Below are 14,270 nucleotides of genomic sequence, written 5' to 3'. Positions count from 1 at the left end.
TCTTGACACAAATATCGTTTGTATACTAATAAATTTGGGACACAAGAGCTCACTGCTTTGGAGTGTGTGAACGGCTCGCCGGGACCTGAATGGTCTGTGCGCGCAGGAAACGGTTTGGCGCCCGCACAGGCGTGGGCAAGACAGAGTTGGATTTGATGAACACCACATCCGCACTCAACACAGCCGGCGCCCGTCCGCTGCAGTTTCCGATTCCGGCCAATGTCTATGCCGAAACCGTCGTCTCGGTGAAGCATTACACCGACCGCCTGTTCTCGTTCCGCATCACCCGTCCGCAGTCGCTGCGCTTCCGCTCCGGCGAGTTCGTCATGATCGGGCTGCCCAATGCCGAAAAGCCGGTGTACCGCGCCTATTCGGTCGCCAGCCCGGCCTGGGACGAAGAGCTGGAATTCTTCTCGATCAAGGTGCCGGACGGCCCGCTGACTTCCGAGCTGCAGAAGATCCAGGTTGGCGACACCGTCATCATGCGCCAGAAGTCGACCGGCACGCTGGTCGTCGACGCGCTGACCCCGGCAAAGCGCCTGTTCATGATCTCGACCGGCACCGGCATTGCGCCCTTCGCCAGCCTTCTGCGCGACCCCGATACCTACGAAAAATTCGATCAGGTCATCCTGACCCACACCTGCCGCGACAATGCCGAACTGACCTATGGCCAGGAGCTGGTGGCGGCGCTCGAGAACGATCCGCTGATCGGCGAACTTACCGGCGGCCGGGTCACGCTCTACAACTCAACGACCCGCGAAGAATCGGCGCGCATGGGCCGCATCACGGCGCTGATCGGCTCCGGCAAATTCTACGCCGACCTCGGCATCGAGAAGCTCAATCCGGAGACGGACCGCATCATGATCTGCGGCTCGATGCATATGCTGAAGGACGTCAAGGAAATGGCCGAAAGCCTCGGCTTCCATGAGGGCTCGCTCAGCCATCCCTCGACCTTCGTCGTCGAGCGCGCTTTCGTCGGCTGACATCAGCCGGCGCTTCGGCGCCTGCTTCTCGATTGGAATTTTGACCATGCGGTCAGATTCAGCTGCTTTCGCCGCCTTTTTCCGCTATGACCGCTTGAAGGACTCGTGAAGCGATGCTTCACGGGCTATCTTCGGTGTGCGTCGCCTAAAAACCGTGATGCGGTCCGGGAGCAACGACACGCACCACGACGTAAAATCGTCGAGCGAAAGGGCAGGAGATGAGCAGCACAATCCGCGAAGCCGATCTCGGCGCGTCCAAGGTCACGCCGCTGCCGGCACGTGCGGCCGCCAACACGCCCGTGCCGCAATCGCATGGCATCGCCCGCAACACCGGCATGCGGCTCGATCTCGGCTTCATGGAATCGGTGCGCTCGGTCAACCGCTCGGCGCTGGAACGCAGGGTCGCCAGCCTCACAAAGCGGCGCTCGATCAAGGCTGACAACCAGGCCGCATGGCTGCTGCGCGCGGTCTCCTGCATGGATTTGACGACGCTGAATTCCAACGACACCGAAGAGCGCGTGCGCCGCCTGTGCGCCAAGGCGATCAACCCGTTCCGCCGCGACATCGTCGAGGGGCTTGGCATCGAGGGCGAAAAAATCCGCCCGGCGGCGGTCTGCGTCTATCATCCATTCGTCGCGACGACTGTTGATGCCGTGCGCGGCACCGGCATCCATGTCGCCGCCGTCTCCACCGCTTTCCCGCACGGCCTTGCGCCGCTGTCGACCCGCCTGCAGGAGATCGAGGCATCGGTGCGCGACGGCGCCGACGAGATCGACGTCGTCATCCCGCGCGGCCTGGTCTTCGGCGCCAAGTGGCAGGAGCTCTACAACGAGATCGTCTCGATGCGCGAAGCCTGCGGCGATGCGCATCTCAAGGTCATTCTCGGCACCGGCGACCTCGCCACGCTGCGCAATGTCATGCTGGCCTCGATGGTGGCGATGATGGCCGGCGCCGATTTCATCAAGACCTCGACCGGCAAGGAAAGCGTCAACGCCACGCTGCCCGTCGGCCTTGCCATGGTGCGCGCCATCCGAGCCTATTTCGAGGAGACCGGCTTTCTCATCGGCTTCAAGCCGGCCGGCGGCATCTCTACAGCCAAGGCTTCGCTCGACTGGCTGGTGCTGATGAAGGAGGAGCTCGGCCGGCCATGGCTGGAGCCAGACCTGTTCCGCTTCGGCGCCTCGAGCCTCCTCACCGACATCGAGCGCCAGCTCGAGCACCATCTGACCGGGCATTATTCGGCCAATCACCGCCACGCAATGGCGTGAGGCGGATGAAGGCCTTGAACGTCGTGTTCCTTCGCCCCTCCCTCTGTCCTGCCGGACATCTCCCCCACTTGGGGGGAGATTGGCTAACGTCGGCGATTTCGCCAATTGTCGACGTTTCAGAGCCGACAGGCGCGAAGGCTAATCTCCCTCCTTGTGGGGGAGATGTCCGGCAGGACAGAGGGGGGCGCCACAGAGCGCCTGCCAAGACGATTATCTGGAGCGCGTCATGAACATTCTCGAACGCTATCACGCCATGGAATACGGCCCGGCGCCGGAAGCCCGCACCGAGGCCGATGCCTGGCTTGCCGGACGCGATTTCGGCAAGGCGCTGTTCATCGACGGCGGCTGGAAGGCAGCAGGCGGCGGCAAGACCTTCGAGACCAGCGAACCCTCATCCGGCAAGCTGCTGGCCAAGATCTCCGATGCCGGCGCCGCCGATATCGACGCAGCCGTTGCCGCAGCCACCAAGGCGTTGCCGAAATGGTCGGCGTCCTCCGGCTACCAGCGCGCCAAGGTGCTTTACGCCATCGGCCGCGCGATGCAGCGTCATCAGCGCCTGTTCGCAGTGCTTGAGTCAATCGACAATGGCAAGCCGATCCGCGAAAGCCGCGACATCGACGTGCCGCTGGCCATCCGCCATTTCATCCATCACGCCGGCTGGGCGCAGGCTCTAGACAAGGATTTCCCCGGCCACAAGGGCGTCGGTGTCGTCGGCCAGATCATTCCGTGGAATTTCCCGCTGCTGATGTTGGCCTGGAAGATCGCGCCGGCGCTCGCCGCCGGCTGCACGGTGGTGCTGAAGCCGGCCGAGTTCACGCCGCTCACCGCCATCCTGTTCGCCGAAATCTGCGAGCGCGCCGGCGTGCCGAAGGGAGTCGTCAACATCGTCCAGGGTGGACCTGAAGCGGGCGTCGCCATCGTCAACCATCCCGGCGTCCAGAAGATCGCCTTCACCGGCTCCTCGGAAGTCGGCAAGATCATCAGGAAAGCCACGGCCGGATCGGGCAAGAAACTGTCTCTGGAACTCGGCGGCAAGTCGGCCTTCATCGTCTTCGAGGACGCCGATCTCGACAGCGCCGTCGAAGGACTGGTCGACAGCATCTGGTTCAACCAGGGCCAGGTCTGCTGCGCCGGGTCACGGCTTCTGGTGCAGGAAGGCATTGCCGATGCCTTGATCGCCAAGGTCAAGGTCAGGATGAGCCGGCTTCGCGTCGGCAGCCCGCTCGACAAGAACACCGATATCGGCCCGCTGGTCGACGCCATCCAGCTGGACCGCGTCAAGGGCCTGGTCGCAGAAGGCGCCAGACAGGGCGCCGTCTGCTGGCAGCCCGACGCGGTGCTGCCGTCTTCCGGCTACTACCATCTGCCGACGCTCGCCACGGGTGTTTCGCCGGCAAATATATTGGCGCAGGAAGAGGTGTTCGGCCCGGTTCTGGCCACCATGACCTTCCGCAACACCGAGGAAGCGATCGAACTCGCCAACAACACGCGCTATGGGCTGGCCGCCTCGGTGTGGAGCGAAAACATCAACCTCGCGCTGCATGTCGCGCCGCAGCTGAAGGCCGGCGTCGTCTGGGTCAACGGCACCAACATGTTCGACGCCGCCTGCGGCTTCGGCGGCTATCGCGAAAGCGGCTTTGGCCGCGAGGGCGGGCGCGAGGGCATGTTCGAGTATCTCTCGGCAAAGCTGCCGCTCGGCCCGGTGATCAAGCCGACGGCGTCTTCGGCGCAGCCCGTCGAGCAATCGGATGGCGGCGCCATCGATCGTACCGCAAAGCTGTTCATCGGCGGCAAGCAGGTGCGGCCCGACGGCAATTATTCGCTGGCGATAGCCACTGCCAAGGGCAAGCTCGCCGGCGAAGTCGGTCTCGGCAGCCGCAAGGACATCCGCGACGCCGTTGCCGCCGCCCGCGCCTGCAAGGCGTGGCCGGAGGCGACCGCCTACAATCGTTCCCAGGTGCTCTATTATCTTGCCGAAAACCTGTCCGGCCGCACCGGCGAGTTCGCCGCCCGCCTCACCGAACTGACCGGCGCCAACGCCAAGGCCGCGCGGGAGGAAGTAGAACAGTCCATCGAGCGGCTCTTCCTCTATGCCGGCCTTGCCGACAAGTTCGAGGGCAGGGTGCATCAGCCACCGGCCCGCGCCGTCACGCTGGCGCTGCACGAGCCGGTCGGCGTCGTCGGCATCGTCGCCCCGGACAGCGCGCCGCTGCTCGGCTTCATCTCCCTGACCGCACCTGCGCTTGCCATGGGCAATACCGTGGTGGCCGTGCCGTCGGAAAAATACCCGCTGCTTGCCACCGATCTCTACCAGGTGATCGAATATTCCGACGTTCCGGCCGGCGCCATCAACATCGTCACCGGCCGCACGGCGGAGCTTGCCGGCGTGCTGGCCAAGCATGACGACGTCGACGGGTTGTGGTTGTTCGCCGATGCCGACACCTGCGCCAAAGCGGAGGCCGATTCCGTCGGCAATCTCAAGCGCGTCTGGACCGGCAACGGCCGCAGCCTCGACTGGGCCTCCGACGAGGCCGCCGGCGATGCCCTGCTGCGCCGCGCCGTCGAAGTGAAGAACGTCTGGGTGCCATACGGCGACTAATGCCCCTGAGCGCGCTGTGCTTGAGTAAACAATGGCAGCGTGACTCGTTGTCCGGTTGTCATACATGTTGTTGCATCAGAGCAAGCGATGTGTATTACATCGGCCGTCGCGAAGGTGATCGCGTTCGGGCTTGACGCTTGGACATGTGTTCTTTAACCAGAAAAAACATTTGTTATTTAAGGACTGATGGATTGTGCAGGCCGCATAGTCGCGCCTGTCTGGCACGGGACGCCCCAGTCAGCCGGCAGTAAATCGGGCCGAGCAGTGGCCAAAGAGGGCGAGGAGAAACGCATGGCGGATCTAGCAGGCAAGGTCGTTGTCGTCACCGCGGCGGCACAAGGCATCGGCAGAGCGAGCGCATTGGCCTTCGCCAAGGCAGGTGCCATCGTGCACGCCACCGACATCAACGAGGCGCTGCTGGCCGAACTCGCCAAGACCTCCGGCATCAAGACCCGCAAGCTCGACGTTCTCAACGACGATGCGGTGGCATCCGGCTTCGCCGAAATCGGCTGCGTCGACGTGCTGTTCAACTGCGCCGGCTTCGTCCATTCCGGGTCTATCCTCGAGATGAAGGACGCCGATCTCGATTTCGCCTTCAACCTCAATGTCCGCGCCATGATCCGCACCATTCGGGCCGTACTGCCCGGCATGCTGGAGCGCGGCGATGGCTCGATCATCAACATGTCGTCCGTCGCCGGCGCCGGCAAGGGTGTGCCCAACCGGTTCGCCTACGGCGTCACCAAGGCGGCCGTGATCGGCCTGACCAAGGCGGTCGCCGCCGACTATGTCGCCAAGGGCATTCGCTGCAACGCCATCTGCCCCGGCACAGTCGAAAGCCCGTCGCTGCAGGACCGCATGCATGCGCAGGGCGACTATGACGCCGCCCGGGCGGCCTTCATCGCCCGCCAGCCGATGGGCCGTCTCGGCACCCCCGAGGAAATCGCCGACCTTGCGGTTTACCTCGCCGGCGCCACGTACACCTCAGGCCAGGCCTATAATATCGACGGCGGCTGGTCGATCTGAGCAATAGCCTCGATCCGCAGGTCCAGGCTCGAACAGTTCTAAAGTCCGGCTTGCCCTAGGTCGGGTCCGATAGCCAGAGTCCACCCAGTCATCGCTTGGCGGAACGAGTTTTGAAAACGGCCTTGGGCCGCAATTTGGAGAGCAAGATGAAACTGCTGCGCTATGGCGAGATAGGGAGCGAACGCCCCGGCCTGCTCGATGCGGATGGCACGATCCGCGATCTTTCAGGTCATGTCGCCGACATTGCCGGCAAGGCGCTCGATCCGGCGTCGCTCGATGCGCTATCGAAGCTCGACCCGAAGTCGCTGCCGGCCGTACCCGGAAGCCCGAGGCTTGGCGCCTGCGTCGCCGGCACGGGCAAGTTCATCTGCATTGGCTTGAACTATTCCGACCACGCCGCCGAAACCGGCGCCGCCGTGCCGCCGGAGCCGATCATCTTCATGAAGGCGAGCTCGGCCATCGTCGGTCCCGACGATGATGTGCTGATCCCGCGCGGCTCGGAAAAGACCGACTGGGAGGTTGAACTCGCCGTGGTCATCGGCAGAAAAGCCAAATACGTCACCGAAGCCGAGGCGCTGGATTATGTCGCCGGCTATGCCGTTGCCCATGACGTGTCCGAGCGAGCCTTCCAGGCCGAGCGCCAGGGCCAGTGGACCAAGGGCAAGAGCTGCGACACGTTCGGTCCGACCGGGCCGTGGCTTGTCACCAAGGACGAGGTTGCCGATCCGCAGAACCTCAAAATGTGGCTGACGGTCAACGGCAAGACGATGCAGAACGGCTCGACCAGGACCATGGTCTACGGCGTCGCCTATCTCGTTTCCTATCTCAGCCAGTTCATGTCGCTCCACCCCGGCGACATCATCTCCACCGGCACGCCGCCCGGCGTTGGGCTGGGCATGAAGCCGCCCGTGTTCCTGAAGCCCGGCGATGTGGTGGAACTGGGCATCGAGGGGCTAGGCCAGCAGAAGCAGACCTTCAAGGCGGATGCCTAGCCGCCTCTTCTCTTGAGCGTTTCACCGTTTGGCGGCGAAACGCTCAATCTCTTTGTTTCCCCGGCGGCTGGCGCCTCTTGTCAGCGCCAGCCGAGAGCCGGCGCGACGTGCTTCAGGATCGCCTCGATGACGTGGGCGTTGTACTCGACGCCGAGCTGGTTGGGGACGGTCAGAAGCAGCGTGTCGGCCTCGGCGATCGCTTCGTCCTCTTTCAGCTGATCGATCAGCACATCGGGCTCGGCGGCATAGGAGCGGCCGAAGACGGCAAGCTTCTCAGGCTCGATATAGCCGAAATGATCTTCGCTGCTGCCGCCGCCGAAATAGGCGCGGTCGCGGTCGTTCACCAGCGCAAAGATGCTGCGGCTGACCGACACGCGCGGCTCGCGCGCATGGCCGGCCTCCTTCCACGCCGCGCGATAAGCGCGGATCTGTTCGGCCTGCTGGATGTGGAGCGGCTGGCCGCTCTCATCGAACTTCAGCGTCGAACTTTGCAGGTTCATGCCGAGCTTGCCCGCCCATTCGGCGGTGGCGTTGGTAGCGGCACCCCACCAGATCCGGTCGCGCAGGCCGGCCGAGAACGGCTCGAGCCGCAGCATTCCCGGAGGATTGGGAACATCGGCCGCGGATTGGGTTGCGCGAAACCTTCGCCGCGCAGCACGTCCAGAAACACCTCGGCATGGTTGCGCGCCATGTCGGCATCGCTTTTGCCGTCCTGCGGCACGTAGCCGAAGTAGCGCCAGCCGTCGATCACCTGCTCCGGCGAACCGCGGCTGATGCCAAGCTGCAGCCGGCCACCGGCGATCAGGTCGGCAGCACCCGCATCCTCGGCCATATACAGCGGATTCTCATAGCGCATGTCGATGACGGCGGTGCCGATCTCGATGCGGCTGGTGCGGGCGCCGACCGCGGCCAGAAGCGGAAACGGCGAAGCGAGCTGGCGGGCAAAATGATGGACGCGGAAATAGGCGCCGTCCGCGCCCAGCTCCTCGGCGGCGACGGCCAGGTCGATCGACTGCAGCAGCGCGTCGGACGCCGAGCGCGTCTGCGATTGCGACGAGGGCGACCAATGGCCGAAGGAAAGAAAGCCGATCTTCTTCATGCGCGCATCCTGTTCTTTGATTCCAGTTGCGTACTTCGTCGCCCACGCGATCGGGTTCAATCGACACTCACACAACGCAGTGTCAATGCCGCCGGCCCTTGACGGTTTCGCGACGATACCCATCGGTGCGCAAAGGACCAAGGCCATGGTCCCCGGCGATGCCTTGCGCGACCGCGTCAGCATCTGCCGCGGCGCTTTTGGGGCCAAATGAACCAACCAAAGGCGATGTACCGCAAACTCCATTCGCTTCAGAGCCCGGTTTTGAAATCTTCTCGCTCATTTAATTCTACAAAATCGGTAGGCTTAATGCGGATAGTGCGTTTGCGAGAAGGAGCCTCGGATGTCAAAAAAGCTGGTGGTGGGGTTGTCCGGCAACCTGACCCGTCCGTCCAAGACGAAGGCATTCGTCAGCCACATCGCCGGTGAGGTGGCGAGCCGGGCCGGCTCGGCTTTGAGCGTTTTCGACATCGAGGATCTCGGCCCGTCCTTTGCGCCTGCAAGACAGCTTGGCGATCTCGATCCGGCGGCGCGCGGTATTATCGAGCAGCTGCTCGGCGCCGACGTGCTGGTGGTCGGCTCCCCGACCTTCAAGGGCAGCTACACCGGGCTGTTCAAGCACTTCTTCGACCTGCTCGACCCGTCGTCGCTGCGCGGCAAGCCGATCATCCTGGCGGCAACAGGCGGCGGCGAGCGTCATTCGCTTGTCGTCGAACACCAGTTGCGGCCGTTGTTCGGCTTCTTCGAGGCGCAGACCCTGCCGACCGCGATCTACGCCTCGGACAAGGACTTTGCCGATGGCGTGCTGGTGTCAGAGGCAGTCAAGGCGCGAGCCCGGCAGGCGGTTGCCGAGGCATGCCGGGTGGCCGGCGTGCCCTACAGCGTCGTCCTTGCCGCCTGAAACCATGATCCGCGACGCAATAGTCCATCCCGCATAGACCAGAAGGACGCCTGCAATGACCCGAACCAGCAAGTCCGATAGCAGGCCGCGGCAGATCAAGCTCGGCGCCTTCCTGCCCGGCGGCGGGCAGCATATCGCCGCCTGGCGTCATCCCGATGCGCCGGCCGACGGCGCCACCAATTTCGAGTTCCACAAGCAGCTGGCGCTGACCGCCGAGCGCGGCCTGTTCGACGCCTATTTCCTGGCCGACAACCTGACCGTCGGCCTCGGCGCCCGCGAGGGCGGCAACGCCAAGATCGCCGGCTTCGAGCCGGTGACGCTGTTTGCGGCGCTGGCGCCGCTGACGACGCATCTCGGCTTCATCGCAACGGCGTCCACCACTTATGAGGAGCCCTACACGCTGGCGCGCAAATTTGCTTCGCTCGACCTGTTGTCGAACGGCCGCGCCGGCTGGAACGTGGTGACCTCGGCCGGCGACGAAACGGCACGCAATTTCAACCGCGACGTCCAGCCCAGCCATGCCGAGCGCTATGCCAGGGCGCATGAGCATGTCGAGACGGTCAAGGCGCTGTGGGACAGCTGGGAGGATGACGCCTTCATCCGCGACAAGCAGTCGGGCCGTTTCTACGACAAGGACAGATTGCACGACATCGACCACAAGGGCGAGCATTTCAGCGTCAAGGGTCCGCTCAACGTGCCGCGCCCGGTGCAAGGACATCCGGTTGTCGTACAAGCGGGGCAGTCGGAAGACGGCCGTGGGCTTGCCGCGCACTCGGCCGAGGTCATCTTCACGGCCCATCAGAAGCTCGAGACGGCGCAGGAATTCTACCGCGACATCAAGGCGCGCGTGGCTGAAGTCGGCCGCGATCCCGACCAGGTGCTGATCATGCCGGGCGTCGCGCCCTTCGTCGGCCGCACCGAGGACGAGGCCCGTGCCAAATACCAACAGCTTAACGACCTTATCCTGCCCGAGGACGGTGTCGCCCTGCTCAACGGGCTGGCCGGCCAGACGCTCGACATCAGGGGCTATCCGCTCGACGGCCCGTTGCCGCCGAGCAAGGAAACCGAAGGCATGAAAAGCCGCCAGGCGCTGATCCGGCAGATTGCCGACGAGCACAATTTCAGCATCCGCCAGCTTTACCAATGGGTAGCGACGGCGCGCGGCCACTACACCATCGTCGGCAGCGTCAGGCAGGTCGCCGATCAGCTGGAGGAATGGTTCACCAGCGACGCGGCCGACGGCTTCAACATCCTGCCGCCCTGGCTGCCCGGCGGGCTCGACGATTTCGTCGACCTGGTCATTCCCGAACTGCAACGGCGCGGCCTGTTCCGCACGGCTTACGAAGGCCGCACGCTGCGCGAGAATCTCGGCCTCAGGCGCCCGGAAAATCCATGGACCGTCGCCCGCTCGACCGTCCTTGCCGCCGAATGACCTTGGCAATCGAAGGGGTGAAGCAATGACGCTGCAGCACATCGATCGGCAGATCACGGTTCGCCGCAGTGGTGGCGAAACCGGGCTCGGCACCGACTTCCTGAACCTCGGTAGCAAGGCGGCTGTTCGCTTCCTGAAGCGCTACGGCGTGCTTGCCGGCTTCCTGGCGCTCTGGCAGGTGGCGAGCAGCGTCGGCTGGGTCAACGCGGCGGTGCTGCCGCCGATCGACATGATCGTCGTCGCACTCTGGAAGGGGCTTGCCGGCGGCAGCCTGCTCGGCGACATCGCCATCAGCCTGCAACGCGCCGGCATCGCCTTTGCGGCGGCTGTCGCCGTTGCCATTCCGCTTGGCCTGTTCATGGGCCAGGTGCGCCCGGTCGAAACCGCGCTCGATCCGATCCTGCAGGTGTTCCGGCAGACGTCGGCGCTGGCGCTCTATCCGGTGTTCATCCTGCTCTTGGGACTTGGCGAGACCTCGAAGATCTTCGTCATCTTCTGGGCGACGCTGTTTCCGCTGCTGCTCAATACCACCAGCGGCGTCAAGGAAGTCGATCCCAAGCTGCTTGAAATGGCGCGCGTCTATGGTGCGAGCCGGCTCACCGTGTTTCGCCGCGTCGTACTGCCGGGCGCCGTGCCGTCGATCTTCGTCGGCTTGCGGCTGAGCGCCACCACCGCGCTGCTGCTGCTGATCGCGTCCGAGATGATCGGTGCCAACAAGGGCATCGGCTTCCAGGTGATGAACGCGCAGTACAATTTCCAGATCCCGCTGATGTTTGCGGCAATCGTCATCCTCGCCGGGCTTGGCCTGATCGCCAACCAGGCATTGGTCACCCTGCAGCGGCGGCTCTGTCGCTGGAGCAATCCTGTCAACTGAGCAGTCCGCCCCTCACCGTTTACCTCCAGGAAGGACCCGATCATGAAAATCACCCGCCGTTCGCTGCTTGCCGGCGCGCCGCTTGCCGCCGGCCTCATCGCCGCCGGCCTGCCGCGCATGGCCTTTGCGCAAGCCGCAGCCGTCAAGTTCCGCTACCTCGCCAGCCGTGGCAGCATCTCCCCGCACGAGCTGGCCGACGAGCTTGGCTACTTCAAAGGGCTCGGCGTCGAGCTGGAGAATGTCGGCTATTCCTCGGGTGGACCGGAATCGCTGTTTGCGCTGTCTTCCGGCAGCGTCGACATCGGCTCGGCCGCCACCGCGGCGGTGATCAACTCAATCTCGGGCGGCAACGACTTCGTCGCGGCGTATCCGAGCAACGGCATCAACAAGGATGTGAAGAGCGTCTTCTACGTGCTGGAAGACAGCCCGATCAAATCGATCGCCGACATTGCCGGCAAGACCATCTCGGTCAACACGCTCGGCGCTCATCTCGACTATACGGTGCGTGAGGCCCTGCACAGCGTCGGCCTGCCGCCGACCGCCGCCAACCTCATTGTCGTGCCCGGCCCGCAGCTTGAGCAGACGCTGCGCTCGCGCCAGGTCGACATTGCCGGCCTCGGCTACTGGCAGGCGACCTTTGCCGGCGCGCTGGTCGCCAATGGCGGCGTGCGCGGCGTGTTCGACGACACGCAGGTGCTCGGCGAACTCGCCGGCGGCTTCGTCGTACTCAGGCGCGACTTCATTGCCGCCAACCCGGATGGGGCGCGCAACTTCGTCGAACAGTCGGCGCGCGCCTCGGACTGGTCGCGCCAGAACCCGGACGAAGCCCGCAAGGTGCTGGCCACTATCCTCGACAAGCGCGGTGAAAACGGCGATCTCGCCCGCTACTGGACCGGCTTTGGTCTGCGCGAAGGTGCACAGGCGACCGACCGCGACATCGACTTCTGGGTCGCCGTGCTGGAGCGCGACGGCCGTCTGGCCCAGGGCAAGCTGAAAGCCGCCGACATCCTGTACCGGCCCGGCGAAACCAAGATCAACTGAGCTTTGAAATAGCTGAGAGACAAGATGGCCGGTTCCAACCGTGGCGGAGAGGTCTCGATCCGCGACCTCTCCAAATCCTTCAGCCTCGGCGGGCGCCAGCTTGCCGTGCTGCGGACGCTCAACCTCGACATTCGTTCGGGGGAATGCCTGGTCATTGTCGGCGCCAGCGGCTCCGGCAAGACCACGCTGCTGCGTATTCTGGCCGGGCTGGAGGCGGCCGACAGCGGCGGTGTCGCGATCGACGGCCAGCCGGTGCATGGCGTCGGCGCCGAGCGTGCCGTGATCTTCCAGGAGCCGCGGCTGCTGCCGTGGCTGAGCGTGCTCGGCAATGTCGCGTTCGGCCTCGAAGTGCGCGGTGTTCCCAAGAGGCAGGCCGAGGAACGCGCCCGCTTCTACGTCGCCCTGGTCGGCCTTGCCGAATTCGCCGATGCTTTTCCGAGCCAGCTTTCCGGCGGCATGGCGCAGCGCGTCGGCATCGCCCGGGCGCTCACCGTGCAGCCCGAGATCCTCCTGCTCGACGAGCCGCTGGGGGCCCTGGACGCCATGACCAAGATCGGCATGCAGGAGGAACTGGCGCGCATCTGGAGCGAGGAGAACGTCACCATGGTGATGGTCACCCACGATCTGGAGGAGGCGATCTATCTGGCTGACCGGGTGCTGATCCTGCCCAAGGAGAAAGGCGGCGCGGCGCGGTTGATCGACATCGACCTGCCACGCCCGCGCGAGCGCAGCGAGAGCCGCTTCGTGCGCTACCGTGAAGAATTGCTGCGCGAATTCGGATTGCACTGATCAAGGGAAGGGGCCAGCCGTGGCTCCCCCGGAAGATTAGCTCTCGCGATTATTGCTTGGTGAACGTGCCCGTATAGGTTCGGTCGGCAAGCCCATAGGTGACGGCCAGCGTTCCGTCCGCCTGAATGACCGCGCTGACGTCCGCGCCATTGGGAAGGCGCCGCAGTTTCAACGTGTTGCCGAAAATCTTGCCTTCGCCATCGGCCACGCCCGGTTTGTTGTCGGCGACATCGCCCCAGGCATAGGTGGCGGTGACATTGCCGCCGCGCGTAATCGTCAGCACGGCGAGCTTGCCGTCATACATCCCGTCCAGCTGTCCGCCCCATATGCCGGAAAACGCGACATATTTGGCCGGGACGCCTTCGCCGGGCGGCATAACCCGCACGGATGGATCGAGGACCGCCGCACCATCAGGAGCAGAGATCGCGGCAGGCGCCATGGGCTGAGGTGCGGGCGCTGGCGGCGGCGATGATGGTTCAGGCGCCGACTGGCAGGCGACAAGCACGAATGCCGCGAAACCGAGCGTCGGAAAAAGACTGTTTGGTGGAGCCAATCGGGATCGAACCGACGACCTCTTGAATGCCATTCAAGCGCTCTCCCAACTGAGCTATGGCCCCACTCCGGCAGTCAGCCGTCGCCGTTGCCGGCGAGAGGTCCGGCGCGGGTTTCAGGACCGCGCCGTTTAGTGCAGGCGGCTTCTAACCCCGCCTTCCCTGAAGATCAAGCCTTCGAGGGCCGCTTTTTCGTCATAGCCCGTCAACGCCGCTAAATGCATGCGTTCGAAGCGTTCCTAGACTTCGTCGTCGTCATCGCCGACGCCGATCATGTCGGCGACGTCGTCGTCTTCTTCCTCTTCGTCGGCAAGGAAAGTATCGTCCTCATCGTCGCCTAGATCGACATCGTCCTCGTCGTCGCCCAGATCGGGAAGCTCGTCGCCGGCCTTGACGTCTTCGTCGGCCTCTTCAAGCGAGACGACTTCAACGCCTTCTTCTTCCTCGGCGTCCACTTCCTTCTCGGCCACTTCCTCTTCCTCTTCGAGGGCGGCGATCTTGCCGTCCTCGAAATAGGAACGCGGATACGTCTTGCCCGTATAGGGCGAGACGATAGGGTCCTTGTTCAGGTCGTAGAATTTTCGGCCCGTTTCAGGGTCGACACGCTTTGTGCCAAGTTCGTTTTTTGCCACGTCAAGCCTCGTCAGTAAAAGAGTGGTCCCCTTAACCACAGTTTACCGCGCTGTCAAAGCGAAAAGCCGGCGTCACAAAACCAAGCACT

General features: G+C 64.1%; 13 protein-coding genes, 1 tRNA gene and 1 pseudogene. 10 read left to right on the top strand and 5 right to left on the bottom strand.

The genetic code is table 11. The features are described from left to right. The first annotated feature begins 155 nt into the window (after positions 1-155). The 5 genes from ACYG9Y_RS23485 to ACYG9Y_RS23465 all read left to right on the top strand — a co-directional run bounded on the left by ACYG9Y_RS23485 (position 156) and on the right by ACYG9Y_RS23465 (position 6,865). Positions 156-983, top strand: coding sequence for a ferredoxin--NADP reductase (locus ACYG9Y_RS23485; RefSeq protein ID WP_023683551.1), 828 nt, complete (start codon positions 156-158; stop codon positions 981-983). A gap of 218 nt (positions 984-1,201) precedes the next feature. Further along, positions 1,202-2,251 carry a deoxyribose-phosphate aldolase gene (gene deoC, locus ACYG9Y_RS23480; protein WP_023739681.1) on the top strand — a complete coding sequence of 350 codons (1,050 nt, stop codon included), beginning with the start codon at positions 1,202-1,204 and terminating at the stop codon, positions 2,249-2,251. 226 nt (positions 2,252-2,477) lie between these two features. Beyond that, entirely contained in the window at positions 2,478-4,850 is a 2,373-nt protein-coding gene (locus tag ACYG9Y_RS23475) for an aldehyde dehydrogenase family protein (protein WP_023739680.1), read from the top strand. 291 nt (positions 4,851-5,141) lie between these two features. After that, the gene (locus ACYG9Y_RS23470) at positions 5,142-5,873 is read left to right on the top strand and encodes an SDR family oxidoreductase (RefSeq protein WP_023739679.1); all 732 of its coding nucleotides are present in this window, start codon (positions 5,142-5,144) and stop codon (positions 5,871-5,873) included. Between the two features lie 146 nt (positions 5,874-6,019). Then, positions 6,020-6,865 carry a fumarylacetoacetate hydrolase family protein gene (locus ACYG9Y_RS23465; RefSeq protein WP_023739678.1) on the top strand — a complete coding sequence of 282 codons (846 nt, stop codon included), beginning with the start codon at positions 6,020-6,022 and terminating at the stop codon, positions 6,863-6,865. A gap of 80 nt (positions 6,866-6,945) precedes the next feature. Here the strand turns inward: ACYG9Y_RS23465 and ACYG9Y_RS23460 are convergent. Further along, positions 6,946-7,964 (bottom strand): annotated as a pseudogene (locus ACYG9Y_RS23460) (LLM class flavin-dependent oxidoreductase). An 82-nt stretch (positions 7,965-8,046) separates the two neighbouring features. Next, positions 8,047-8,244, bottom strand: a complete 198-nt coding sequence (locus ACYG9Y_RS23455) for a hypothetical protein (protein ID WP_155923605.1) — start codon at positions 8,242-8,244, stop codon at positions 8,047-8,049. 60 nt (positions 8,245-8,304) lie between these two features. On the opposite strand from ACYG9Y_RS23455, the gene msuE reads away from it, so the two are divergent. Genes msuE through ACYG9Y_RS23430 form a run of 5 tightly spaced genes read left to right on the top strand, consistent with a single transcriptional unit; the run spans position 8,305 to position 12,998 of the window. Next, positions 8,305-8,862 (top strand): FMN reductase, encoded by a 558-nt coding sequence (msuE, locus tag ACYG9Y_RS23450; protein WP_023683545.1) that lies wholly within the window; start codon positions 8,305-8,307, stop codon positions 8,860-8,862. A gap of 55 nt (positions 8,863-8,917) precedes the next feature. Continuing rightward, the gene (locus ACYG9Y_RS23445) at positions 8,918-10,294 is read left to right on the top strand and encodes an LLM class flavin-dependent oxidoreductase (RefSeq protein WP_023739677.1); all 1,377 of its coding nucleotides are present in this window, start codon (positions 8,918-8,920) and stop codon (positions 10,292-10,294) included. A gap of 25 nt (positions 10,295-10,319) precedes the next feature. Next, positions 10,320-11,168 (top strand): ABC transporter permease, encoded by an 849-nt coding sequence (locus ACYG9Y_RS23440; protein ID WP_023711343.1) that lies wholly within the window; start codon positions 10,320-10,322, stop codon positions 11,166-11,168. A 42-nt stretch (positions 11,169-11,210) separates the two neighbouring features. Further along, positions 11,211-12,209 carry an ABC transporter substrate-binding protein gene (locus ACYG9Y_RS23435; protein WP_023739676.1) on the top strand — a complete coding sequence of 333 codons (999 nt, stop codon included), beginning with the start codon at positions 11,211-11,213 and terminating at the stop codon, positions 12,207-12,209. 24 nt (positions 12,210-12,233) lie between these two features. Then, positions 12,234-12,998 (top strand): ABC transporter ATP-binding protein, encoded by a 765-nt coding sequence (locus tag ACYG9Y_RS23430; protein WP_023671311.1) that lies wholly within the window; start codon positions 12,234-12,236, stop codon positions 12,996-12,998. Between the two features lie 49 nt (positions 12,999-13,047). On the opposite strand, the gene ACYG9Y_RS23425 is transcribed toward ACYG9Y_RS23430, so the two are convergent. The 3 genes from ACYG9Y_RS23425 to ACYG9Y_RS23415 all read right to left on the bottom strand — a co-directional run bounded on the left by ACYG9Y_RS23425 (position 13,048) and on the right by ACYG9Y_RS23415 (position 14,181). After that, positions 13,048-13,437 carry a hypothetical protein gene (locus tag ACYG9Y_RS23425; RefSeq protein WP_023683541.1) on the bottom strand — a complete coding sequence of 130 codons (390 nt, stop codon included), beginning with the start codon at positions 13,435-13,437 and terminating at the stop codon, positions 13,048-13,050. Positions 13,438-13,539: 102 nt separating this feature from the next. After that, a tRNA-Ala gene (locus ACYG9Y_RS23420) sits at positions 13,540-13,615 on the bottom strand. Between the two features lie 173 nt (positions 13,616-13,788). After that, entirely contained in the window at positions 13,789-14,181 is a 393-nt protein-coding gene (locus ACYG9Y_RS23415; protein WP_023683538.1) for a TIGR02300 family protein, read from the bottom strand. Positions 14,182-14,270 lie beyond the last annotated feature (89 nt).

The sequence above is a fragment of the Mesorhizobium sp. W050 genome (assembly GCF_054719535.1).
Note: the sequence above shows the minus strand (reverse complement) of the source record. Positions and strands in the feature narration are given on the sequence as shown.

Coding starts and splice junctions, on each gene's coding strand:
- ACYG9Y_RS23430 (WP_023671311.1), top strand. CDS start 12,234: ATGGCCGGTTCCAACCGTGGCGGAGAGGTCTCGATCCGCGACCTCTCC.
- ACYG9Y_RS23485 (WP_023683551.1), top strand. CDS start 156: ATGAACACCACATCCGCACTCAACACAGCCGGCGCCCGTCCGCTGCAG.
- ACYG9Y_RS23455 (WP_155923605.1), bottom strand. CDS start 8,244: ATGAGCGAGAAGATTTCAAAACCGGGCTCTGAAGCGAATGGAGTTTGC.
- ACYG9Y_RS23445 (WP_023739677.1), top strand. CDS start 8,918: ATGACCCGAACCAGCAAGTCCGATAGCAGGCCGCGGCAGATCAAGCTC.
- ACYG9Y_RS23440 (WP_023711343.1), top strand. CDS start 10,320: ATGACGCTGCAGCACATCGATCGGCAGATCACGGTTCGCCGCAGTGGT.
- msuE (WP_023683545.1), top strand. CDS start 8,305: ATGTCAAAAAAGCTGGTGGTGGGGTTGTCCGGCAACCTGACCCGTCCG.
- deoC (WP_023739681.1), top strand. CDS start 1,202: ATGAGCAGCACAATCCGCGAAGCCGATCTCGGCGCGTCCAAGGTCACG.
- ACYG9Y_RS23475 (WP_023739680.1), top strand. CDS start 2,478: ATGAACATTCTCGAACGCTATCACGCCATGGAATACGGCCCGGCGCCG.
- ACYG9Y_RS23435 (WP_023739676.1), top strand. CDS start 11,211: ATGAAAATCACCCGCCGTTCGCTGCTTGCCGGCGCGCCGCTTGCCGCC.
- ACYG9Y_RS23425 (WP_023683541.1), bottom strand. CDS start 13,437: ATGGCGCCTGCCGCGATCTCTGCTCCTGATGGTGCGGCGGTCCTCGAT.
- ACYG9Y_RS23465 (WP_023739678.1), top strand. CDS start 6,020: ATGAAACTGCTGCGCTATGGCGAGATAGGGAGCGAACGCCCCGGCCTG.
- ACYG9Y_RS23470 (WP_023739679.1), top strand. CDS start 5,142: ATGGCGGATCTAGCAGGCAAGGTCGTTGTCGTCACCGCGGCGGCACAA.